Origin of the sequence: Rhizobium sp. WYCCWR 11152 (genome assembly GCF_013087615.1) — a bacterium.
Taxonomy (GTDB): Bacteria; Pseudomonadota; Alphaproteobacteria; order Rhizobiales; family Rhizobiaceae; genus Rhizobium; species Rhizobium indicum.
In genome coordinates this window covers 335,023-356,711 of sequence record NZ_JABFCP010000024.1, presented here as the reverse complement: position 1 = coordinate 356,711, position 21,689 = coordinate 335,023, and the positions used below count along the sequence as shown (strand labels likewise).

The 21,689-nt window shown below is 62.9% G+C and carries 20 protein-coding genes; 9 read left to right on the top strand and 11 right to left on the bottom strand.

Annotated features, from left to right (window positions below):
* Positions 1 to 148: 148 nt before the first annotated feature.
* Entirely contained in the window at positions 149 to 823 is a 675-nt protein-coding gene (locus G9X67_RS32010) for a TetR/AcrR family transcriptional regulator (RefSeq protein WP_171600554.1), read from the bottom strand.
* 100 nt (positions 824 to 923) lie between these two features.
* On the opposite strand from G9X67_RS32010, the gene G9X67_RS32005 reads away from it, so the two are divergent.
* From G9X67_RS32005 to G9X67_RS31990, 4 genes are read left to right on the top strand one after another with little or no spacing between them, the layout of a single operon-like run.
* Positions 924 to 2,120, top strand: coding sequence for a Tm-1-like ATP-binding domain-containing protein (locus G9X67_RS32005; protein ID WP_171600553.1), 1,197 nt, complete (start codon positions 924 to 926; stop codon positions 2,118 to 2,120).
* A gap of 11 nt (positions 2,121 to 2,131) precedes the next feature.
* Positions 2,132 to 2,974 (top strand): phosphoenolpyruvate hydrolase family protein, encoded by an 843-nt coding sequence (locus G9X67_RS32000; protein ID WP_171600552.1) that lies wholly within the window; start codon positions 2,132 to 2,134, stop codon positions 2,972 to 2,974.
* Positions 2,975 to 2,999: 25 nt separating this feature from the next.
* Positions 3,000 to 3,413 carry a cupin domain-containing protein gene (locus G9X67_RS31995; protein WP_029871362.1) on the top strand — a complete coding sequence of 138 codons (414 nt, stop codon included), beginning with the start codon at positions 3,000 to 3,002 and terminating at the stop codon, positions 3,411 to 3,413.
* Positions 3,414 to 3,445: 32 nt separating this feature from the next.
* The gene (locus G9X67_RS31990; RefSeq protein ID WP_171600551.1) at positions 3,446 to 4,636 is read left to right on the top strand and encodes a Xaa-Pro peptidase family protein; all 1,191 of its coding nucleotides are present in this window, start codon (positions 3,446 to 3,448) and stop codon (positions 4,634 to 4,636) included.
* 72 nt (positions 4,637 to 4,708) lie between these two features.
* Here G9X67_RS31990 and G9X67_RS31985 read toward each other — a convergent pair whose 3' ends face one another.
* Positions 4,709 to 5,302 (bottom strand): DJ-1/PfpI family protein, encoded by a 594-nt coding sequence (locus tag G9X67_RS31985; protein ID WP_171600550.1) that lies wholly within the window; start codon positions 5,300 to 5,302, stop codon positions 4,709 to 4,711.
* Between the two features lie 56 nt (positions 5,303 to 5,358).
* Entirely contained in the window at positions 5,359 to 6,057 is a 699-nt protein-coding gene (locus tag G9X67_RS31980; protein WP_171600549.1) for a GntR family transcriptional regulator, read from the bottom strand.
* A gap of 96 nt (positions 6,058 to 6,153) precedes the next feature.
* Here G9X67_RS31980 and G9X67_RS31975 point away from each other — a divergent pair, with 96 nt between their 5' ends.
* The 4 genes from G9X67_RS31975 to G9X67_RS31960 are packed head-to-tail and all read left to right on the top strand — an operon-like array spanning position 6,154 to position 10,780.
* On the top strand, positions 6,154 to 7,188 hold the full coding sequence (locus tag G9X67_RS31975; RefSeq protein ID WP_171600548.1) for an Ldh family oxidoreductase: 1,035 nt from the start codon (positions 6,154 to 6,156) through the stop codon (positions 7,186 to 7,188).
* Positions 7,185 to 8,414 carry an iron-containing alcohol dehydrogenase gene (locus tag G9X67_RS31970; RefSeq protein ID WP_171600547.1) on the top strand — a complete coding sequence of 410 codons (1,230 nt, stop codon included), beginning with the start codon at positions 7,185 to 7,187 and terminating at the stop codon, positions 8,412 to 8,414. Before G9X67_RS31975 ends, G9X67_RS31970 begins: the two co-directional genes overlap by 4 nt.
* A 15-nt stretch (positions 8,415 to 8,429) precedes the next feature.
* Positions 8,430 to 9,917, top strand: a complete 1,488-nt coding sequence (locus G9X67_RS31965) for an NAD-dependent succinate-semialdehyde dehydrogenase (RefSeq protein ID WP_171600546.1) — start codon at positions 8,430 to 8,432, stop codon at positions 9,915 to 9,917.
* An 11-nt stretch (positions 9,918 to 9,928) separates the two neighbouring features.
* Positions 9,929 to 10,780 carry an alpha/beta hydrolase fold domain-containing protein gene (locus G9X67_RS31960; protein ID WP_171600545.1) on the top strand — a complete coding sequence of 284 codons (852 nt, stop codon included), beginning with the start codon at positions 9,929 to 9,931 and terminating at the stop codon, positions 10,778 to 10,780.
* A 112-nt stretch (positions 10,781 to 10,892) separates the two neighbouring features.
* Here G9X67_RS31960 and G9X67_RS31955 read toward each other — a convergent pair whose 3' ends face one another.
* A complete protein-coding gene (locus G9X67_RS31955; RefSeq protein WP_138388674.1) occupies positions 10,893 to 12,218 on the bottom strand; it encodes an FAD-binding oxidoreductase in 1,326 nt (441 codons plus the stop codon).
* Positions 12,219 to 12,451: 233 nt separating this feature from the next.
* Here G9X67_RS31955 and G9X67_RS31950 point away from each other — a divergent pair, with 233 nt between their 5' ends.
* Complete coding sequence (locus tag G9X67_RS31950) at positions 12,452 to 12,928, top strand: Lrp/AsnC family transcriptional regulator (protein WP_003549758.1); 477 nt, start codon at positions 12,452 to 12,454, stop codon at positions 12,926 to 12,928.
* Between the two features lie 329 nt (positions 12,929 to 13,257).
* Here the strand turns inward: G9X67_RS31950 and G9X67_RS31945 are convergent, their stop codons facing one another.
* The 7 genes from G9X67_RS31945 to G9X67_RS31915 all read right to left on the bottom strand — a co-directional run bounded on the left by G9X67_RS31945 (position 13,258) and on the right by G9X67_RS31915 (position 21,650).
* Positions 13,258 to 14,913, bottom strand: a complete 1,656-nt coding sequence (locus tag G9X67_RS31945; protein WP_171600544.1) for an ABC transporter ATP-binding protein — start codon at positions 14,911 to 14,913, stop codon at positions 13,258 to 13,260.
* On the bottom strand, positions 14,910 to 15,776 hold the full coding sequence (locus G9X67_RS31940; RefSeq protein ID WP_131620223.1) for an ABC transporter permease: 867 nt from the start codon (positions 15,774 to 15,776) through the stop codon (positions 14,910 to 14,912). The genes G9X67_RS31945 and G9X67_RS31940 overlap by 4 nt, the downstream gene beginning before the upstream one ends.
* On the bottom strand, positions 15,773 to 16,723 hold the full coding sequence (locus G9X67_RS31935) for an ABC transporter permease subunit (protein ID WP_171600543.1): 951 nt from the start codon (positions 16,721 to 16,723) through the stop codon (positions 15,773 to 15,775). The genes G9X67_RS31940 and G9X67_RS31935 overlap by 4 nt, the downstream gene beginning before the upstream one ends.
* 89 nt (positions 16,724 to 16,812) lie before the next feature.
* Complete coding sequence (locus tag G9X67_RS31930; protein WP_164068519.1) at positions 16,813 to 18,423, bottom strand: ABC transporter substrate-binding protein; 1,611 nt, start codon at positions 18,421 to 18,423, stop codon at positions 16,813 to 16,815.
* 63 nt (positions 18,424 to 18,486) lie between these two features.
* On the bottom strand, positions 18,487 to 19,200 hold the full coding sequence (locus G9X67_RS31925; RefSeq protein ID WP_171600542.1) for an HAD-IA family hydrolase: 714 nt from the start codon (positions 19,198 to 19,200) through the stop codon (positions 18,487 to 18,489).
* A 223-nt stretch (positions 19,201 to 19,423) separates the two neighbouring features.
* Positions 19,424 to 20,800 (bottom strand): aspartate aminotransferase family protein, encoded by a 1,377-nt coding sequence (locus tag G9X67_RS31920; protein ID WP_171600541.1) that lies wholly within the window; start codon positions 20,798 to 20,800, stop codon positions 19,424 to 19,426.
* Between the two features lie 13 nt (positions 20,801 to 20,813).
* Entirely contained in the window at positions 20,814 to 21,650 is an 837-nt protein-coding gene (locus tag G9X67_RS31915; RefSeq protein ID WP_171600540.1) for a GNAT family N-acetyltransferase, read from the bottom strand.
* Positions 21,651 to 21,689 lie beyond the last annotated feature (39 nt).

The window sequence follows — 21,689 nt, the reverse complement described above, 5'->3', positions numbered from 1 at the left end:
TCGGAGAGCTTTCATCAAAGGCTCGTCTTCGAGGTTTCGATGTCTTGCCCCCGCAATTGCGGGCCTCCTGGCGCAGTCTTGTCGGACCGTCTCACATTCATCATCACCGATCCAGGCCACAACACAAGAATATATGACTGACACTGGTCTAGCCAGTTGATGCACCAAGTCTGGGAGCACCACGTCCTGCCTCGCTCTCTGCCTGCCGTAATGCGGTATCGACAAGCGCCCTGGCGGCCCACTCGGCAACGGACTGCGCGCCTTCCGAGGTCAGGCCCCAGATATCCTTCAATACGATCAGCACCTCGACGCCGAAGACAAGCGAAAGCGCCTGTGCAAGGCGTTCCCGGGATTCGGGCGGCAATGTGCCCTGCAGGGGGGCCGTCACGCTCTTCAGCAGGTCGACCCGATGGCCGCGCTTGAACAGCGGCTCGTTGCCGAGCGTGCCGGCCTGGCGTTGCGCCCACTGGTCCAGCGAAAGCTTCAGCGCCGCCTTGAAGGTGGCCTCGAACTCGTCGATGCGCGGCATCGCGGTCGCCAAAAGGTCGGCAATGCGGATGCGTGCATCCAGACTGTCGGACGACCAGCCGAGGATCGGCCCCAGAGCCTCATCCACCACGGCATGCACGAGCGCGGCCTGGCTCGGAAAGTAACGGTAGGCCGTCGCGCGCGAGACTTCGGCAGCCTCGGCGACTTCACTTACCGACGGAGTGATACCGGACTGCATGATCCGCGTTGCCGTTTCGAGCATCAGTTTTCGCGTTCGGGCACGCGGGCCTCGCTCGGTCCTGGCTGTTTCGTTCTGTTGACGTGAGACATCCATGTCTTTATGATACGCACGTCTCACAAATTTGCAAGGGCCCGTCGCTTTGCCCCGAAGGTGAGATATGCCGGGAGGAAGTCCACCCGGTCCCGGAGGGGACATGAAGCAGATCTACGTGGTCGGCACGGCCGACACGAAGGGCGAGGAGCTTGCGTATCTGGCCGCTTGCATCGAAGCGGCGGGCGGGGGTGTTGTCCGCGTCGACGTCGGCATAGGCGAGCCCGCGACCGCCGTCGATGTGAAGGCCGACGCAGTGGCGGCATGCCATCCGGACGGGGCTGGAACCGTTCTTGCCAGCGGGGACCGCGGAAGGGCGGTCGAGGCGATGGGCATTGCCTTCTCGCGCTTCCTCGTGGAGCGCCAGGATATCGCGGGCGTCATCGGTATCGGTGGAGGCGGGGGCACTTCGATCATTACCGCAGGCATGCGCCAATTGCCGCTTGGTCTGCCAAAGATCATGGTCTCGACGCTCGCATCCGGCGACGTCGCTCCCTATGTCGATGTTTCCGACATCGTGATGATGCCCTCGGTCACGGACATGGCGGGCCTGAACCGGCTCAGCCGTGTCATTCTTCACAACGCCGCCCAGGCGATCACCGCCATGTCCCGCCGGCCGGCTGAGGTGACGGCATCGAAGCCGGCCCTCGGGCTTACCATGTTCGGCGTTACCACACCTGCCGTATCCGCCATGGTCGAGCGCCTCCGAGCGGACTATGATTGCCTGGTCTTCCACGCCACAGGCACGGGTGGGCGCGCGATGGAGAAGCTTGCCGACAGCGAGCTGGTCTCAGGCGTGCTCGACATCACGACGACCGAGGTCTGCGACCTGCTTTTCGGCGGCGTCTTGCCCGCCACCTCGGACCGTTTTGGCGCCATTGCTCGCAAAGGCTTGCCCTATGTGGGCTCGGTCGGTGCGCTCGACATGGTGAACTTCTGGGCGCCGGAGACCGTCCCCGAGCGTTATGCAGGCCGGCTGTTTTACCGCCACAACCCGAACGTCACCTTGATGCGCACGACGTCGGACGAATGCGCGCAGATTGGCCGCTGGATCGGCGACAAGCTCAATCTCTGCCGCGGCCCCGTACGCTTCCTCATTCCCGAAAAGGGCGTTTCGGCCCTCGACATCGAAGGCGGTCCGTTCTTCGATCCGCAAGCCGACGCCGCGCTTTTTGCCGCGCTGGAGGCGACGGTAAAGCCGTCGGTGCTGCGCCGTATCATTCGCCTGCCGCTCCATATCAACGACCCGCACTTCGCCGAGGCCGCCGTCGCGGCCTATCGTGACATCGCCAACCCCTGAGAGACAAATCGATGCCAGCCATACCGCGCAAGACCATCCTCGAAAAATTTCACGGCATGATCGCAGCCGGCGTGCCGATCGTCGGCGGCGGCGCCGGCACCGGCATCTCCGCCAAGGCCGAGGAGGCAGGCGGCATCGACCTCATCATTATCTACAATTCCGGGCGCTACCGCATGGCGGGGCGCGGTTCGGCGGCCGGACTGCTCGCCTATGGCAATGCCAACGAGATCGTCAAGGACATGGCGCTCGAAGTGTTGCCGGTCGTGAAAAAGACGCCGGTGCTTGCCGGCGTCAATGGCACGGACCCCTTCGTGCTGATGCCGCGCTTCCTCGCCGACCTCAAGGCAATGGGCTTTTCCGGCGTACAGAACTTCCCCACAATCGGCCTCTTCGACGGCCGGATGCGGCAGAGTTTCGAGGAGACAGGCATGAGCTACAATCTGGAGGTCGAGATGATCGCCACCGCCCACGGGCTCGACCTGCTGACGACACCCTATGTCTTCAACGAGAGCGAGGCTATCGCCATGACGGTCGCCGGGGCCGACATCGTCGTGGCGCATATGGGCGTGACGACCGGCGGCACGATCGGCGCCACCTCCGGCAAGTCGCTCGATGACTGCGTCGACGAGATCGCTGCAATTTCCAAGGCGGCACGTTCCCTGCGTGACGATGTCATCGTGCTCTGCCATGGCGGCCCGATCTCCATGCCGGAGGATGCGCGCTACGTTCTCGAGCGTTGCCCTGGCTGCCACGGCTTTTATGGCGCAAGCTCGATGGAGCGCCTGCCGGCAGAGGCGGCAATTCGCAAGCAGACCGAAGATTTCAAGGCGCTCGCCATCGGCGCGGTCGTCTGAGGAAGGATGTGGAGGAGGCAGTTTCATGGTAAAGGACAAGTACTTCATCTATCCTAAGGACGTGAGCGCCTTCGGCTTCGACTGGGGCAAGCTGTCGCTGACTGTGGCGCCCGAGGTCAACGGCGCCAGCCGGTTTTCCGGCGGTGTCGTCGAACTGCCGAGCGGCGAGGGCCATTCCCGCCACAATCATCCCGGCGCGGAGGAAATCATCTTTGTGATTTCTGGCGAGGGCGAGCAGATGGTCGAGGACGAGACGGGTAATCCTATCACGCGGAAGGTCGCCAGCGGCTGCACGATTTATGTTCCGGAAAGCCGCTTTCATTCGACGAAGAACACTGGCGGCGGGCCGATGCTCCTCTTCGTGGTCTACTCACCGGCGGGGCCGGAGCTTGCGCTTCGCGATTTGCCGGACTTCCGCCTGCTGCAGCCGGGCTCCTGAGGCGGGGCATCCATTTTCTGGGAGGAAAGACAATGAACGACAATGCAGGGCAAACAAGGCAGGCCGCCGTGACGCCGTTCGATACGGCCAATCTCGACCGTCTCATGGAGGAAGCCGGTATCGACGTCATCGTCGCCACCTCCAAACACAACACGCAATATCTCATGGGCGGCTATAAGTTCATCTTCTTCGCCGCCATGGATGCGATCGGGCATAGCCGGTACCTGCCGATGGTGATTTATGAGAAAGGAGCGCCTGATCACGCCGCCTATGTGGGGAACCGCATGGAGGGCGCAGAGCACCAGAACAATCCATTCTGGACACCCGCCGTGCATACGGCAACCTGGGGCACGCAGGATGCCGCCGGGCTTGCCGTCGAGCACCTGAAGAAAATCGGCAAGGCCGGTGGGCGCATCGGCATCGAGCCAGCCTTCCTGCCATCCGACGCCCGCGACCTGCTTGCCTCTCGGCTGGATGGCGCTCGATTTGTCGATGCCACGCATGTGTTGGAGCGGCTAAGGGCGGTCAAGACGCCGGATGAACTGGCAAAGCTGAGACGCGCCTCCGAACTGATTACCGACTCTATGCTGGCGACAGTCGCGGCGGCCCGCGCCGGCTCGACGAAGATGGAGATCATCGAGCAGCTGCGCCGGGAGGAAACGAACCGCGGCCTGCACTTCGAATATTGCCTGCTGACGCTTGGCTCCAGCCACAACCGCGCGGGCTCGCCGCAGGCCTGGGTCGAGGGCGAGATCCTGTCGATCGATTCTGGCGGCAACTATCACGGATATATCGGTGACCTCTGCCGCATGGGTGTGCTCGGCGAGCCGGATGCGGAGCTGGAGGACCTTCTGGCCGAAGTCGAATGCATCCAGCAAGCGGCCTTCGCCAAGGTCAGGGCAGGGGCTGCGGGCAGTCAGATGATCGAGGCAGCAGAAGCCGAGCTCAAGGCCTCGCCGTCGGCAGCCTTCACCGACTTCTTCTGCCATGGAATGGGCCTCATCACCCACGAAGCGCCATTCCTCATGACGAACCACCCCGTCACCTATGATGGCATCGATGCCGACAAACCGCTGGAAGTCGGGAGCGTGATCTCGGTCGAGACGACGATGCTTCACCCAAAGCGCGGATTCATCAAGCTGGAGGATACGCTTGCCATCACCGATGGCGGCTATGAAATGTTCGGCGACCGTGGCCGCGGCTGGAACCGCGGTGGAGCGTGATTGCAGGCCAAACCGCAAAGAAGGCCTGGCAGATGTCACCTGCTAGGCCTTCTGCTATTTGGTACCGTCGTCTCAGGTGTGGTGGATCTCCGTCCCCAGCACCTTCAGGCATTCGCGGATAAAGGCGGCGAGCGCCGTCCAGCCCTTGGCCGAAACCATCGTGCCGTCGACATAGGCTTCGGTTGGCGAGAGGTCGATATAGGTTCCGCCCGCCAGGGTGACCTCTGGTTCGCAGGCCCCAAGTGCACCCACCTTCTTGCCGCGAACGACACCGTCGACCGCGATCAGGATCTGGACCCCGTGGCAGATGGTGAAGATCGGCTTCTTCTCGTCGTGGAAATGACGCACCATTGCCTGCACCCGCTTGTCGGTACGGATATATTCCGGTCCACGCCCGCCGGCGCAGTAGACGGCATGATACTGGTCGAGCTGGTTCTCGGCCTCGGAAAACGTCTTGTTGATGGTGACGTTGTGCCCGAGTTTTTCGGTGTAGGTCTGGTCTCCCTCGAAATCGTGCAGCGACGTCCTGAGGATGTCGCCGGCCTTCTTGTCCGGGCACACGACGTGCACAGTGTGGCCGACCGCCTCCATCGCCTGCTGATAGACGAAGATTTCGTACTCCTCGGTGAAATCGCCGGTGAGCATCAGGATTTTCTTGCCTGGCATGGGTTCTCCTCCTCGTTGTCAGGTCGGGCAGGCTCGTCCTTGCCCGGCGCGGTTGCTCAGATATCGTCGAATGCCGGCAACAGCCGGTCGCGCGAATGTTCGATATGAATGCGCATTGCGTTCGCAGCCGCGCCCGGGTCGCGCGCCGCAAAGGCATCGAGCAGCGTCTGATGCTCGGCGAGCGCCTCTTCGGTGACGCGGCGATGGAACATCAGGCGGAAGATATGGAAATGCGTGTGCTGGAATGTCAGCATCTCGCGGATCAACTCGTTGCCGGCAAATTCCATGATCCGGTCGTGAAAGATGGCGTCCTGGCGCGCGAAGGCCGAATAGTTCGCTCGTTCGTCCCTGTTGTCGCTGCGTGTCATCACGCCCGCGGCCTCGGTGAGAATGGCGAGCTTTTCGTCGTTCATCGCCTCGGCTGCCTTCGCAGCGCCGGCAGGTTCCAACAGCAGACGCAGTTCATAGAGCTCGTCGAAGCGGTGGCGCGTGATCTGCGGCGCGGCACGATAGCCAACGAGATGCTGCTTGACGACGAGGCCTTCGCCTTCAAGCCGGCCGAGGGCTTCGCGGATCGGCGTATGGGAGACGTTGAACTCCTTGACCAGGTTGTCGACCGTGATGCGTGTCCCCGGCGCAATCTTCAACGACATGAGCTGGTTGAAAATTGCCTCGTAGACGTCGCCCGCCAGGCTGTTGGCGCGCGGTATCTGGGTTGTGCCCGTTGAGGGTTCCTTCGGTCTCGTCGAAATCATCTGCTGCCTTGCCTCTTGACAGGTTCAATCGCTAGCACGATGCTGCGGCCAAGACAATCCTATATCCTATACGATTTAATATAGGGAGGAAAAATCATGCGCGTATCCGAAGCGGCAGCCCTCGCGCTTGCCACCCGCCTACTTGAAGAGCATGGCGCACCGCGTGACCATGCGGCCCTGCAGGCTCGCGTCCTGGTAACGGCGGAGATGAAGGGGCACCCCTCGCATGGCCTGTACCGGCTTCCGCCGCTGGTCGAACGGATCGAGCGCGGGGTCATTGACCCGCAGACGAAGGGCACGCAGCGCTGGCGCGCGGATGCGGTGCTGGAGGTGGAGGGTTCGTCGGGATTTGGCCCCGTCGTCGCCATGGCCGCGATCGAACGGCTGGCGCCTCACATTGCGGATCTTGGCATCGGCCTCGTCGCCGTGCGCAATGCCAACCATCTCGGCATGCTCGCGCATTATGTGGAGGCCATCGCCGCAATGGGTCTCGTCGGCATCGCGCTCTCGTCAAGCGAGGCGCTGGTCCATCCCTTCGGCGGTACCCGGGCCATGCTGGGCACCAATCCCATCGCCATCGCCGTGCCAACGGCCGAGGAACCGCTCGTGCTCGACCTTGCCACCAGCCTCGTGCCGATGGGCAGGATCCATCATCACGCGGCGACCGGTAGACCCATTCCCGAGGGATGGGCGCGCGATGCGGCCGGTAATCCGACGACCGATCCGGGGCGTGCGAAGGCCGGCGCGATTGCGCCCTTCGGCGACGCGAAGGGCTACGGCCTCGGCATCGCCATGGAGCTGCTGGTGGCAGCTCTTGCCGGCTCGGCGCTCGCGCCGGATGTGCGCGGCACGCTCGACAGCCAGTCGCCATGCAACAAGGGCGACGTCTTCATCTTGATCGAGCCCAGTCTGGCGCCGGGACTGCCGGCGCGACTGTCGACCTATCTCGATGCCGTGCGCGGTTCACCACCCGCCGGCGCCGGCGAACCGGTTCTCGTCCCGGGCGATCGTGCCCGCCGGCGGCGGGCGGCGGCAAGCCGCAACGGGTTCGAGATCGACCAGCGCCTCTGGGAAGACCTCAACGCGCTTTCGCGCCCCCGCATTCTGGCCTTCGAGGGACAAAGATCATGAGCCTGTTTGCCGCCTTGAGGCTGCCGCGGGAAATCCTGTTTGGCGTCGGCCAGCGCCATGCGCTCGCGAGCGTCGCCAGCAGAACCGGCCGGCGCGCACTCGTCTGCACGGATGCGCGTTTTGCCGCAACACCCGTCTTCGCGGAAATGATCGCCGCGCTTGAAGCAGCCGGCATTGTCGTCCTGGTGCATGACCAGACGCTGCCGGACGTGCCGCAAGATACGGTCGCGGTTTGCGTTGAAGCCGCGCGCGGCTTTGAGCCCGATATGGTGATCGGCATCGGTGGCGGCAGCTGCCTCGACATGGCCAAATGCGCCTCACTCCTGCTCGCCCATGGCGGCGCGCTCGCCGATTACTACGGTGAGTTCAAGGTGCCGGCACCCGTCCTGCCGGTCATCGCCGTGCCGACGACGGCAGGCACGGGCTCCGAGGTGACGCCGGTCGCGGTTGTTTCTGATCCTGACCGTATCCTGAAGGTTGGCATTTCCAGCCCATATCTCATCGCCGCAGCGGCGATCTGCGACCCGGAACTGACCTTATCCTGCCCGCCTGGGCTTACGGCGATTGCCGGTGCGGATGCGTTGACGCATGCCATCGAAGCCTTCACGGCCATGCGCCGCCCCGGCGATCCTGAACTCGCGCAGCAGCATGTCTTCATCGGCAAGAGCGATCTCTCTGACCAGTTCGCGCTGCATGCCATCCGGCTCCTCAGCCGGAGCCTGGAAAAGGCCTTCGTCGACGGCGCCGACATCGATGCGCGCGCCGATGTGATGATGGGCGCGCTCGCAGCCGGCTGCGCCTTCGGAACGGCAGGCACCGCTGCGGCCCATGCCGTGCAATATCCGGTTGGTGCCGTGACCCATACGCCGCATGGGCTCGGGGTTGCGACCATGCTTCCCTATGTGATGACATATAATCGCCGCGTCTCGAGCGCGGACATCGCCATTGTCGGTAGGGCGCTCGGCCTCGATCCCACCGGAGTGGAGGACGACGAGACGCTTGCCGATGCCGCGATCGGCGAGGTGAGCCGTCTCTTCGCCGCGATCGGCATCGCGCCGACGCTTGCCGGGCTCGGCCTGCCGGAAGACCGGATCGACTGGGCCGCAGAGCAGGCGCTCGGCATCGGCCGGTTGATCAAGAACAATCCACGCCCCTTCGATGCGGCCGCCATGCGCGGCCTGGTGCGCGCCGCTTATGACGGCGACCTGGCCGCTTCCGCCCTCTGACCTAGGAAAACCATCATGAACGTCAACCAGCATTCTCCGCATCCAGACCACGATCCCTTCGAGCTCAACGCGTTCTGCCGCGGCCTCTATATTGGCGGCGCCTGGCGGCCTGCGGCGGGCGCGGGTCGGATCGAGGTGATCGACCCCTCGACCGAGGCGGTCATTGCCGCCGTACCGGATGCGACCCTTGCGGATGCGGCAGCGGCCATGGAGGCTGCCGCAGGCGCCGCGGAAAGCTGGCGCGAGACGCCGCCGAGAAAGCGGTCCGAGATCCTGCGCCGCTGCTTCGAACTCATAGTGGAGCGCTCCGAAACGCTTGCCAGGCTGATTTCGCTCGAGAACGGGAAGGCGTTGCGCGACGCGCGCGGCGAGGTGGCCTATGCGGCGGAGTTCTTTCGGTGGAACGCCGAGGAGGCGGTGCGCATCTCTGGTGAGTTCGGCCTTGCCCCGGCCGGTGGAAACCGCATCGTCGTCGATTACCAGCCTATCGGCATCTGCGTTCTCATCACTCCGTGGAATTTCCCGGCCGCGATGGCGACCCGCAAGATCGCTCCGGCCCTTGCCGCGGGCTGCACCGTCATCCTGAAGCCCGCGAGCGAGACGCCGCTGACGGCCTACGCGCTTGCGGCTCTCTACGAGGAGGCTGGCGTGCCGCCGGGCGTCGTGAACGTGATGACAACATCGACGCCAGGCCCCGTCATCGCCGCCATGCTGACCGACCCGCGCGTGCGAAAACTCTCCTTCACAGGCTCGACGGGCGTCGGCCGCACGCTTCTGGCGGAAGCGGCGAAAAGTGTCATCTCCTGTTCCATGGAACTCGGCGGCAACGCGCCGTTCATCGTTTTCGACGATGCGGACATTGACGCGGCGATCGAGGGGCTGATGGTCGCGAAAATGCGCAATGCGGGTGAGGCGTGCACGGCGGCAAACCGCATTTATGTCCAGTCCGGTATCCACGATGCCTTCGCTGAAAAATTTACTCGACGCATGGCCGCCCTCAGGGTCGGCCCGGGTGTGGATCTGAATACCGAGTGCGGTCCGATGATCACGCGCAAGGCGGTGGAGAAGATCGAGCGCCTCGTTGCGGACGCCATTTCGCGCGGCGCGCGCGCGCTCTGCGGCGGACGAACATTGGCAGGACGCGGCTTTTTTTATCCGCCGACGGTGCTCGTCGATGTTTCCTCGGCCTCCGACATGGGGTGCGAGGAGATTTTCGGTCCCGTCGCGCCGCTCTACCGTTTCGAGAGCGAGGCAGAGGTGATCGCTGCCGCCAACGATACGGAATATGGCCTCGCCGCCTACATCTATACCCGCGACATTGGCCGCGGCATGCGGGTCGCCTCCAAGGTCGAGGCCGGCATGATCGCCCTTAATCGTGGACTGGTCTCCGATCCCGCTGCCCCCTTTGGCGGTGTGAAACAGAGCGGCCTTGGGCGTGAAGGAGGGCAGCATCACGGTATCGCGGAGTTCATGGAAGCCAAGTACATTGCGACAAGTTTCTGAGGGAGGAACCTGTGGCCGCCGATCCCTTCCGCATTCGTGACCATGTCGCAGATTTCGACGCGATCGTTGGCGATATCCGAGCTCGCAGCCTTGCAACGCGGCGCACTGTCGCCATGGAGGCCAACATCGCCTACGGGGATAGGTCTGGCGAGACGCTCGATATCTTCCTGCCAAGCAGCGCCGGCTCGGACATGCCGATCCACATGTTCATCCATGGCGGCTATTGGCGGATGTTTTCCAAGGAGGACTATTCCTGCGTCGCTGAAACGATCACCGGCGCCGGCGCGGTCGCAGCCATCGTCGACTATTCGTTGATGCCCATGGCGCGAATGGACGTCCTGGTTGGTCAGGTCCTGAAGGCCAAGGCTTTCCTGCTGGCGCATGCCGATCGTTTTGGCGCCACACCAAAGCGGTTCTCCGTCAGCGGCCACTCCGCCGGTGCACATCTTGCAACCTTTCTCTTCCATCGCTCGCAAGCGCCTTCGGGCGTGGTTGCTGCTTTCCTGCTTGGCGGGCTATACGATCTCGAACCCCTGCAGACGTCCTTCCTGCGTGACGAGATCGCCTTGTGCGACGAGGAGGTGCGACGGTTTACGCCCATGCGTCACGAGCACGATCCTGCAACACGTGTCGCTATCATGACCGGCGAACTGGAAACTGATCCGTTCAAAATACAGGCAAATGCGTTCAAGGACATTCTTGCCGCCCAAGGGCTTGACGTGCAGGCATCGCAGGTCGCAGACGGCAATCACATGAGCACGGTGCGCGATCTCGCCGTCGCTGGCTCGCCTGTGGCGGCAGCATTGCGCGCCTTGATTGCCAATGATGCCGGTGAGGAGCCGAAGCGATCAACCTCCCCTTGACCGCCGGTTTTTAGTGATCGTGGCAATCGAAGCGCGATGCATCGGCTCCTATGGCCGGTACCAAGTCGTGCCGATCCGCGTCGTCGAACGTCGCACAAAGGCCGACCGTGCCCTAAAAATCGGCCACTTTGCCCCAGGCGGTTCCCCCGAAGCGGTCGGGATGGTAGGGCCTCGGATCAACGATCGGCTCATCACCTGTGACGATATCGGCGATCAGATGACCGGCGCCCGGCCCGATGCCGAAACCGTGGCCGCTGAAGCCGGCAGCAAGGATGAAACCCGGCAAGGTGGCGATCTCGCCGATCCCCGGCACGCCGTCGGGCGTGCTGTCGATATAGCCTGCCCAGGCCGCGCTGATGGCGGTCTTCTTCAAGTCGGGCAGAAGCTCGAGCGCCCGCGCATGCGTAAGGGCAATGGTGGCCTCGTCGACCGCCGGCTCGAGGATGCGCATGCGCTCCATTGGCGTCGGCCTGTCGAGCCGCCAGCGGGTGAGAGTTTCGTGACCGGAGCGAAAGCCCTCCAACCCGCCGGGTGCGAGACTGCGCCAGCGCCGGGCGAACATCGGCAGGAACTGCCGCGCGAAGCGGAACTGCTGTGGAGTGGGATCGACGCGGGCGCGGCCGCTGATCGCCAGCGTGTGGCCGCCATCGCGGCGTCGCGTCACCGAAACGGCTGATGTATGCAGCGCATCCGGCAGGCTGCTTGCCCCTGGAGATACGGAGAGAATCGAGGAGCGTATCGAGGCTTGCGGAAATCGAATACCGAGCTGGCGGCAAAAGGAGGAGGCCCAGGCGCCGCCGGCGAGGACCGCAATCTTTGTCCGGATCGTGCCATGCTCGGTGACGACGCCCGAGAGCCTGCCGCCTTCGACGTCGAGGCCGCGGGCCGCACAGGACTGATGCACCGTGCCGCCGAGTTTCAGGATCGCGCGCGCGACGGCTGGCGCAGCGCTCGCCGGATCGGCGGTGCCGTCGGTCGGCGAAAACACCCCGCCTTTCCATGAGGTGCCGGTGGCACGCCCGCGTTCGGTCGCCTCGGCGCTGCTCAGCATAAGTGTCGTGACGCCGACCGAGCGGGCGAAATCGCGCCAGCGTGCCCAGGCGGACAGTTCCTCTTCGCTATTGCTCAGATAGAAGAGGCCGCAACGACGGAACCCGGTGTCCTCCCCGGTCTCAGTGGCGAAGCGCTCCCACAGGTCGAGGCTCTTCGTCGACATCGGCAATTCGCGGGCGTCGCGGTTCTGCTGGCGGCACCAGCCCCAGTTGCGGCTCGATTGTTCGGCGCCGATCAGACCCTTCTCGACGAGGGCCACCTTCAATCCGCGCCGGGCGAGATAATAGGCCGTGAAAACGCCGACGATGCCGCCGCCGATAACCACGACATCAGCGGTGGAAGGCAGTTCCGGCGTGGTGTCGACGCGAGTGAGAGGTGCGGGCATGGGAGAGTCTCCGTTTTAACGGTAGTGTAGCGGATCCGACGCCACGGCTTTGCCGGAGATCGGTTGGCGGCAGCAGAAGATTCCGTGTTGGGAGGATACCAGCAGCCGTTTGTGCTTCGGCCTGTCTCGCAACGCGATCGACAGGCCAACGTCATGTGCTAAGGTTGGTGCCGGGAACAAGCAGCATAATCTGCTGCGTCATTGGCGATCTCCAGCAAGTGAGGGCGTATGAGATGAAACTCGACCGGATCGACGTAAAAATCCTTTACGAACTGCAGAAGAATGGCCGCGTCACGAATGTGGAACTCGCCGAACTGGTCAATCTGTCGCCGAGCCCCTGCCTGATGCGGGTAAAGAAGCTGCAGTCGGAGGGCTATATCGAAGGTTATTCGGCTCAGATCAACGTCAGCAAACTTGGGCAGACGCTGACTGTGTTCACCGAGATCACCCTGAAGAACCATCGGCAGATCGATTTCGCTCGCTTCCTGGCGGCGATCGAAAAAGTTGACCAGGTGATCGAATGCCATCTGGTTTCGGGCGGCTACGATTATCTGCTGAAATTCGTCACCGCCGGGATCGACGAATACCAGACGATCATGGAGCGCCTTACCGATATGGACGTCGGCATCGACAAGTATTTCAGCTTCGTCGTCCTGAAATCGCCGATCATCAAGGCCCACATGCCGCTAACCACCTTGTTTCCGCATTAGGGCTATTTCAGCAAAAGTGAGCAGTTTTTGCGTCACTCATCAGTCCTGCGCGGATACTGCTCTCTCTGTCGCAGGTTGTTCTCCCTATAACTCTAAGCTTCTACCGGTTGGAAGGACTTGCGACAAAATTTCGGCCTTACCTTCCAAAGCCATGTTCGCTGCCACTTGCTGGGCTCCTGCCGCGGAGTCGAGGCTTTCCAGCACGACCTGACCCGGTGGGCGCTTGATCTGGCAAGCGCCCAACTCTGGTTTCGAGGAGGGCAGAGCAGTTTGCTGCCTAATTTCTTGAAGCAAATCCGACCCGAGAAACTTCGCGTTAGAATCGTCGCTCAGTGCCGGCAATAAGCCCGCACCAGTTCCGGATCCTGCTGGAGCCCGTCGAGCCAGGCCGGATCGAGCGTTGGCACCGATGAGAAGAGCAGTTGCGAATAGGGGTGTTGCGGCGCCTTCACCGTCAGGGATGTGATTTCCTCGACCTTCCGGCCTCCATACATCACGACGATCTCGTCGCAGATCGCCTCCACCACCGAGAGGTCGTGGCTGATGAAGATGTAGGAGAGGCCGAGTTCGCGTTGCAATTCCTTGAGCAGGTCGATGACCGCGGCGGCGACCACCGTGTCGAGCGCCGAGGTAATCTCGTCGCAGAGGATCAGCTTCGGATCGGCGGCGAGCGCCCGGGCGAAGTTGACACGTTGCTTCTGGCCGCCCGAGAGTTCGCCCGGCCGGCGATGGCGCAGGTTGCGGGGCAGGCGTACCATGTCGAGCAGTTGATCGATCCGGGCGTTCCGCGCCTTTCGATCCATGCGGTGGTAAAAGACCAGAGGCCTGTCGAGAATGTCCTCGACCGATTTTGCCGGGTTGAGTGCGGTATCGGCATATTGGAAGACGATCTGCATCTCGCGCAACTCATCACGCGAACGCTCGCGCGCGTTGCGATGCAGTTCCGTGCCGTCGAAGACGATCTTGCCGACCGCCGCCGGCAGGATGCCGGCGATTGTGCGGGCGAGCGTCGACTTGCCGCAACCGGATTCGCCGATAATGCCGAGATTGCGGCCTCTTTCCACCTTCAGGCTCACATGCTCGACCGCGCGAACGAGCGGCAGGCCGTCAGCCTGGCGCTGCCCATAGCCTGCGACAAGACCTTCGATGCTCAGCAGGGGAGCCGTCGCGGGTTCGGCGAGGCCAGTTGCGCCGCGCGGTTTCGGTTCGAAGGCTGCGAGCAGCTCCCTGGTATAGGGGTGCTTGGCATTGTTGAGGATTTCGTCGGTGGTGCCGGTTTCCTGCGTCTCTCCGCCTTTCAACACCACGATGCGGTCGGCGATCTGCGCGACGACGGCAAGGTCGTGCGAGACATAGACGCCAGCGATACCACCCTTCTTCATCACCGACTTGAAAGCCCGCAGGACTTCGATCTGGGTCGTCACGTCGAGCGCCGTCGTCGGCTCGTCGAAGATGACGAGGGTCGGGTCGCCGATCAGCGCCATGGCGGCCGCCAGACGTTGCAGCTGGCCGCCGGAAACCTGGTGCGGATAACGGCTGCCGATCGTCTCGGGTTCCGGCAGGGACAGCGCCCGGAAGAGCTCGACTGCCCGGGCACGCGCATCGTCCGGCGACATCAGCTGGTGAATACGCGTGACTTCGATCACCTGGTCCATGATCGATTTGGCCGGGTTGAACGCGGCAGCCGCCGATTGCGGGACATAGGCGACTTCGGTGCCGCGCACCTTGGCGCGCTGCTTCTCGCTGAGCGTGACCATGTCCTTGCCACCGACCGAAACGCTGCCGCCGGAGATGCGACAGCCCGCACGCGTATGGCCCATGAGGGTCAGGGCGATGGTTGTCTTGCCCGAGCCGCTCTCGCCGATCAGCGCGACGATTTCGCCCTCGGCAACATCGAGGCTGACACCCTTGATGATCTCGACGCGACGGCCGGAATCGGTGGTGGCTTCGACCTTCAGGTCACGGATTTCGATGAAATTGCTCATGACACACTCCGGTCGCGGATTTTCTGCGGCAGGTTGTCGATCAGCAGGTTGACGCTGATCGTCAGGCTGGCGATGGCAAACGAGGGAAACATCACCGCCGGCGCACCGAATGGCAGGCCGCCGATATTCTCACGCACCAGCGCACCCCAGTCGGCATAGGGCGGCTGGACGCCAAGGCCGAGGAAGGAAAGCCCGGAGAGCAGCAGAACGATGAAGACGAAGCGGATGCCGAGATCGGCAAGCACCGGTCCGACGATGTTGGGCAGGATTTCCGAGCGAATGAGATAGAGAGTGCTTTCGCCGCGGATGCGCGCAACCGTGATGAAATCCATCGCATTGATGTTGACGGCGAGCGCCCGGGCGAAGCGGTAAGCGCCGGGGATGTAGATCACCGACAGCGTCATGATCAGCACCGGGACCGAGGAGCCGACGGCAGCGACGACCACAAGGCCGAACAGCTTGCTCGGGATGGAGTTGAGCGCGTCGAGGAAGCGGCTGAGGATCGTGTCCAGCCAGCCGCCGGCGACTGCTGCGATCATGCCGAGCACGACGCCGCTGAAGCAGGCGATCGTCACCGCCGCCAGCGAGATACCGACCGTGTAGCGTGCGCCCATCAGAATCCTTGAGAGCATGTCGCGGCCGAGATAATCGGAGCCGAGCCAGAGTTCCCGGCTCATCGGGCCGAAATAGTCGAGATCGATGATCTCGCCGACGGGGTAGGGGATGATCCATGGCGCGAAGATCGCGACGAGCGCCCATAAGAGGATCACAGTGAAGCCGATCGCGCCGACGATGTTGAAGCGATAGCCAAACCGGGTTCCCGACAGCCGGCCGGAGGTGGTTTCGGAACTGGTCATGGTCATCGGAGCCTCGGATTGGAAAGGATGGCGATGATATCGGCGATGGTGATCAGCAGCAGATAGCCCAGGCAGAAAATCATCGCGCAGCTCTGGATCAGCGGCAGGTCGCGGGTGGCGACGGCATCCAGCATCAGTTTGGCGATACCGGGATAGTTGAAAATGGTCTCGACGATGATGACGCCTCCGAGCAGATAGGACAGCGAAAGCGCAACGGCATTGACGATCGGACCCAGCGCATTGGGCAGTGCATGGCGAAAGACGATGCGCGGCCGGGAGGCGCCCTTGAGCAATGCCATCTCGACATAGGGTGTATTGAGCGTCTCGATGACAGCCGCCCGCGTCATGCGGATCATCTGGGCCGAGACGACGAAGGTGAGGGTGATCACCGGCATAGCATAGACGCGCAACAGATCGGTCAGACTGTGGACCTCATTGGCGAAAGAAAGTGCCGGCAGCCATTTCAGATAGACGGCGAAGATGAGCGCTGCTGAGGTCGCGACCATGAACTCCGGCACGGAGATGACGCCGATGGTGATTACCGTGACGATACGATCGTAAAGGGTGCCGCGCAGCATCGCTGCGGTGATCCCGAGCGTCAGCGCAATCGGCACCGAGAACAGCGCGGTGACGCCGGCAAGTTTCAACGTATTGACAAAGCGGCCGGCGATGAGAGCGGCAATCGGCATTTCGTTGGCATAGGACGTGCCGAGGTCGCCTTGCAGCAGCCCGACTAACCAGCGCAGGAAACGAAAGAGCGCCGGTTCGTCGAGATGCATGGCCTTGCGCAGGCCTTCGACGGCTTCCGGCGTGGCGGCTTGACCGAGCAGGATCGTCGCCGTATCTCCAGGCAACAGCGTTGTCGCGAAGAAGACGGCGAAGGAGACGATCACCAAGGTGATCACGGCGACGAGCAATCTGCTCAGTACAAGGGATAAGACCTGGCGGTTCACGGGCGTCTTCCCTTTGCGTTCGAGTTAAGTTCCATCAATGCAGATGGAGGAACTGGCGCGCGGCTGCAGCCCCAGTCTCCTTTGCTGTATCAGGCTTCAAGCCAGACATATTCCGCGAAAGCGTATCCCATCTGGCCGCCGAGCGGGTTGGCCTCCAGGCCCTTGAGCTTGGCAGTCGTGGCATCGACGTTCGAGATATAGGCCGGAATGATTGTACCAGCTTCCTGGGCGACCATGCCCTGCATCTCGTTATAGATCGTCTTGCGCTTGTCTTGATCGAGAGAGCCGCGCGCCTCGATCAGCATCTTGTCGAACTTCTCCGACTTGTAGTGGCTTTCGTTCCACGGAGCGTCCGAGGTGTAGAGCAGGGAGAAGAGGATATCGGGGGTCGGCCGCGGGTTGATATTGCCGAAGTGGATCGGCGCCTTGAGCCAGTAATTGTCCCAGTAGCCGTCGGAAGGTACCCGCTGCACGTCGAGCTTCATGCCGATTTCGGCGCCGGCCGCCTGGATGATCATGGCCATGTCGATCGACGAGCTCGCCGCATCGGAAGCGATGATCGGGATGGATTGGCCAAGCACGCCGGCCTTGTCGAAGTGGAACTTCGCCTTCTCAGGATCAAAGGCTCGCGCTTTCAGCTCTGCGTCATGATAGAAGTTCGCCGGTGAAACGGGTTGATCGTTGCCGACTTCACCGAGACCGCGTAGCGCCGATTTGACGATCTGTTCGCGGTTGACGAGATACTTCATGCCCTCGATGAAGTCCCGCTTGTTGCCGGGCTCCATATCCAGTCGCATGTTGAGATTGGTATAGTTGCCGGACGTCGTCTTCGACAAGGTGAAGCCGTCGCCCTGGGCCTCGACGAGGCGCATAGAGCGCGGATTGATCGTGGCTGCGAGATGGATGTCGCCCGCAAGCAGTGCGTTGACGCGGGCATTATCGTCGCTGATGGCGAAATATTCGAAGGAATCGACATTCGGGCCGGATTTCCAGTAATTCTTGTTCTTGATCCCGACGGACCGGACGCCCGGCTCGAAGACTTCCTTGACGAAAGCGCCGGTGCCGTTGGCCTTGGTGAAATCGGTCGTGCCGTCGGAAACGATCATGAAGTGATGCATCGACAGGATGGTCGGCAGGTCGGCATTCGGGCTGGCGAGTGTGATCTCGACGGTTTGTTTGTCGACCGCTTTGAAGCCGGTCATCTGGGCGGCGATCTTGGCGACCTTCGAGCCGACGGCCGGGTCGAGATGGCGCTTCAGCGAGAAAACCACGTCATCGGCGGTCAGCGGCTTGCCGTCATGGAAAGTAACGCCGTTCTTCAGCTTGACCGTCCAGGTCTTCGCATCCTTGGACTCGATCGCTTCGGCAAGCTCCATCTGCGGCGTGCCTGATTTGTCGAGGAAGGTGAGGCGGTTATAGAAGGAGCAGCACCGGACATAGTCGGTAGAGAGCGACGCCTTGGCGGGGTCGAGCGTATCGGCCGTGGAGGACGACCAGCCGGCCGCCTTGAGCGAGCCGCCGGAAACGGGCGTAGCGGCAAGCGCCTTGCCGGCGCGGCCAAGCACGAGCCCGCCGGCAGACAGGGCCACGCCGCCCGCAAGCATCATATGCAGCAACTCGCGACGAGTGGCGCCACGACGGATGGCGGTTTCGACCATGGCGTCGTCGGACCTGGTCCAATTGGTGATTTTGTCGTTCATCTCATTCCCCTTTTCTTCTGTGGCGGGCTGCCCGTTGCGGGCAGGCCCGATCTGCTTTCAAAGTCAGGCGCGCGCGGCGGCCACGGCATCGGCAAGGCCGGCCATGGAGGTGAAATGGTAATCGGGTTTGGTGAATTCGGCCGGTTCGATCGTGCCGCCGTAACCCTTCACGGCATGGCGCCGCTCGATCCAGCAATTGGTCAGCCCGAGTTTCCTGGATATCCCGATATCGTGGTACTGGCTCTGGGCGACATGCAGGATGTCGTCCTTCGAATGTCCTTGCGAGACGACGTAGTCGAATACCTTCTCGAAGAATGCGGGATCGGGTTTCTCGGTCCCCGTATCATCCGCGGTGAAGGCGGCATAAAAGGGATTGCCGAGTTCCTTCTCGAAGAAATCGAATGCCCAGCGGCGGGCATTGGTCATCGCCACGAGGCGGTAATCCTTCGCAAGACTGGCCAGTGCCGCGGCACTGTCTGCAAAACCCTTCCAGCTCTTCGCCGAGTCCCGCAGTCGTTCGCCATATTTTTGCTCAGTGGGCAGGCCGAGCTTCGGCGCGATCGCAAGGTAGACGCGCACGAGGTCGTCCGGAAAGAGATCGGCATCCTTGGAGTAGCGGGCTGCGCGGTAGAGGCTAAGCGCTTGCTCGCCGTCGACTGTGCTTCCGACCTCGGCCGCGATTTCGGCGAAGCAGGTCTTGAGGCCGCCTTCGAAGTCGATAAGCGTGCCGACGACGTCGAAGGTCATGTATTTGAATTCCGAAAGGCTCTTGCTCACGTGAATTCCCCAGTGTTCGGCTCCGATGGGAGCTCGGCTTCTCGAAGAAGAAAATTCTGTTCCGCTGGCGGGGTCATTGTCCCGCTCTTGTATGGGAAGGCCCGCATCTGCCGGGATCCAGGCCTTTCGTTGTCTTCAGTTTGTCACCTGCACTGCGCCGGATTCGCCGAATAGACGCCATGAGGCGGCACAAAATACCGAATCTGACGGTTTCCCGATATTCTCAGGCCTGCAGCGCCCGACGCACATCCGGGTCCTCCAGCGTCTCGTCCAGTGTCATGCGGGTGCGCTCGACGATCGCGTCGATCTCCGTTTCGGTGCAGCAGAGCGGCGGCGCATAGCCGAGCACACCATTGCCGAAGGCGCGGATGACGAGGCCGTTCTCCCAGGCGCGATCGAAGATACGGCGGGCGGGTTCGGCAGATGCCGGCAACGGCGTTTTGTTCACCTTGTCGACCACGAGCTCGACGGCGGCCAGCATGCCGCGGCCGCGGACATCGCCGACGAGCGGATGATCCCTCAGCGAATCCAGGCCCTGCATCAGCCGCGCACCGGCCCTGACGCCGTTTTCGAGAAGGCCGTTTTCGTAGAGTTTCAGGACTTCGAGGCCGACCGCGGCGCTGACGGGATGGGCCGAATAGGTGTAGCCATGGCCGACGGCGGCGGCACCCGCGCCTTCGGCAATCGTTTCATAGACGTGATCGGCCATCAAGACAGCGCCCATGGGGACGTAGCCGGAGGTGAGGCCCTTGGCGGTCGTCATGAAATCGGGCACGACCTCATCCTCGCTGCAGGCAAAAAGCGGGCCGGTGCGGCCAAAGCCGGTAATCACCTCGTCCGCCACGAAAAGGATGTCCTGCGCGCGGCAGAATTCACGCATGGCTTTCATCCAGCCTTTCGGCGGAACCAGCACGCCGCCCGAGCCCTGGATCGGCTCGACATAGAAAGCGGCAACGCGTTCCGGCCTGATCGCCTCGACCTTGCTTTTCAGCGCCGCAAGCGAGGCTTCGATGATCGCCTGCGGATTGTCGCCCACCGGGTTGCGATAGGCGTAGTGAGACGGAATTTTATGCTGCCAATCGAAGGGAACGCCGAAGCCGGCATGGAATGCAGGCAGCGCGGTCAGGCCCGCACCGACCGTCGAGGAGCCATGATAGCCCTGTTCGACCGAGATGAACTGATCGCGCTGAGGCTGCCCACGGGCATTCCAGTAGTAGCGGATGAAGCGGATCGTGCTGTCCACCGCATCGGAGCCGCCGAGCGTGAAATAGACGTGGTTGAGATCGCCAGGCGCGCGGTCGGCGAGTTCGCCTGCAAGCCGGATCGCGGGCTCGGAGCCGAGGCCGAAATAGGCCGTCGCATAGGGAAGCTCGCGCATCTGCCGGGCCGCCGCCTCGACGATGCTTTCGTGGCCGTAACCGGCATTGACGCACCAGAGGCCGGCGAAGCCGTCGATCAGCTGCTTGCCGGAGGCGTCGGTGACCGTCGCGCCCTTGGCCGAGGCCAGCACGCGCACGCCAAGCTTTTCATGGCCGCGATAGGAGGCGACAGGATGGATGAGGTGGGCGCGATCGAGTTCGATGAGGGAATTGCTGTACATGGAGATCTCCGGATCAGCCGAGTGCCTGGCTGGCGAGGGCAAAGGTGGTGACGGCCGGTTCGGCGGCGTGGTGGACGAAGGGCTTTTTCATGGTGATTCCGCCGCCGACATGGGCGAGCCCGTGTTCGGCGAGCCATGGCGAAAGCCCGGTCTCGGCCGTGGTGTCGACCCTGAGGAACCGTCCGGGCCGTCTGGCGATGAAATGTTCGATGAGTTTCCTGGCCTCGCCGACGTCGGCGGCCACCACGGGTCCGATCACTTCGCCGCGGCCGAAGGGGCGCAGGCAAGCGAAGCCCGAAACGTGGCCGTCTCGGCGAAGGACGGCGAATGCGCCGATCCCGGCCAAATAAGAGAGCAGCCCTTCGCGGTCGGCGCCGAAGGCAAGGCGGTCGAGTGCCGCGATAGCAGGGAGGTCGGCGTCGGTGGCGGCTTGCGTTTCCGCCGGCGCGGCGATGTCTCCGGCAAGGCCCTGATGTTGCGCCACGGTTCCCGTCTCGTGGAAGCCAAGCTTCTGGTAGAGCGGCAGGCCTGCCGTCGTCGCCACCAGCCTCAGCGGCCGGTCTCCGGCGATCAGCAGTGCGGCGTCCATTAGCTTGCGGCCGAGGCCCCTGCCGCGCATCGTCTCGTCGACGATGACCATGTTGATGGTCGCACAATCTTCCTTATACGGCGTGACGAGGACGGTGCCGACGACCTTGCCGTCCTCGACCGCAACCATCCCGTCGCTCAAGGCGAGCGCCAGCTGCCAGTCTTCCGTCCGATGCGGCCACCCCGCCTGTCTTGAGAGCGCGACAGCGGCTTCCAGATGGTCGGGGCCGAACGGGACGATTTCGATCTGACTTGCTTGCATGGGGGCGTCCTTCATATCGTGCCCGCCAGTCTGCCGGAG

Coding starts and splice junctions, on each gene's coding strand:
- G9X67_RS31980 (WP_171600549.1), bottom strand. CDS start 6,057: ATGATTTCGACGAGACCGAAGGAACCCTCAACGGGCACAACCCAGATA.
- G9X67_RS32005 (WP_171600553.1), top strand. CDS start 924: ATGAAGCAGATCTACGTGGTCGGCACGGCCGACACGAAGGGCGAGGAG.
- G9X67_RS31940 (WP_131620223.1), bottom strand. CDS start 15,776: ATGACCATGACCAGTTCCGAAACCACCTCCGGCCGGCTGTCGGGAACC.
- G9X67_RS31990 (WP_171600551.1), top strand. CDS start 3,446: ATGAACGACAATGCAGGGCAAACAAGGCAGGCCGCCGTGACGCCGTTC.
- G9X67_RS32010 (WP_171600554.1), bottom strand. CDS start 823: ATGGATGTCTCACGTCAACAGAACGAAACAGCCAGGACCGAGCGAGGC.
- G9X67_RS31975 (WP_171600548.1), top strand. CDS start 6,154: ATGCGCGTATCCGAAGCGGCAGCCCTCGCGCTTGCCACCCGCCTACTT.
- G9X67_RS31995 (WP_029871362.1), top strand. CDS start 3,000: ATGGTAAAGGACAAGTACTTCATCTATCCTAAGGACGTGAGCGCCTTC.
- G9X67_RS31950 (WP_003549758.1), top strand. CDS start 12,452: ATGAAACTCGACCGGATCGACGTAAAAATCCTTTACGAACTGCAGAAG.
- G9X67_RS31930 (WP_164068519.1), bottom strand. CDS start 18,423: ATGAACGACAAAATCACCAATTGGACCAGGTCCGACGACGCCATGGTC.
- G9X67_RS31970 (WP_171600547.1), top strand. CDS start 7,185: ATGAGCCTGTTTGCCGCCTTGAGGCTGCCGCGGGAAATCCTGTTTGGC.
- G9X67_RS31915 (WP_171600540.1), bottom strand. CDS start 21,650: ATGCAAGCAAGTCAGATCGAAATCGTCCCGTTCGGCCCCGACCATCTG.
- G9X67_RS32000 (WP_171600552.1), top strand. CDS start 2,132: ATGCCAGCCATACCGCGCAAGACCATCCTCGAAAAATTTCACGGCATG.
- G9X67_RS31985 (WP_171600550.1), bottom strand. CDS start 5,302: ATGCCAGGCAAGAAAATCCTGATGCTCACCGGCGATTTCACCGAGGAG.
- G9X67_RS31920 (WP_171600541.1), bottom strand. CDS start 20,800: ATGTACAGCAATTCCCTCATCGAACTCGATCGCGCCCACCTCATCCAT.
- G9X67_RS31945 (WP_171600544.1), bottom strand. CDS start 14,913: ATGAGCAATTTCATCGAAATCCGTGACCTGAAGGTCGAAGCCACCACC.
- G9X67_RS31955 (WP_138388674.1), bottom strand. CDS start 12,218: ATGCCCGCACCTCTCACTCGCGTCGACACCACGCCGGAACTGCCTTCC.
- G9X67_RS31965 (WP_171600546.1), top strand. CDS start 8,430: ATGAACGTCAACCAGCATTCTCCGCATCCAGACCACGATCCCTTCGAG.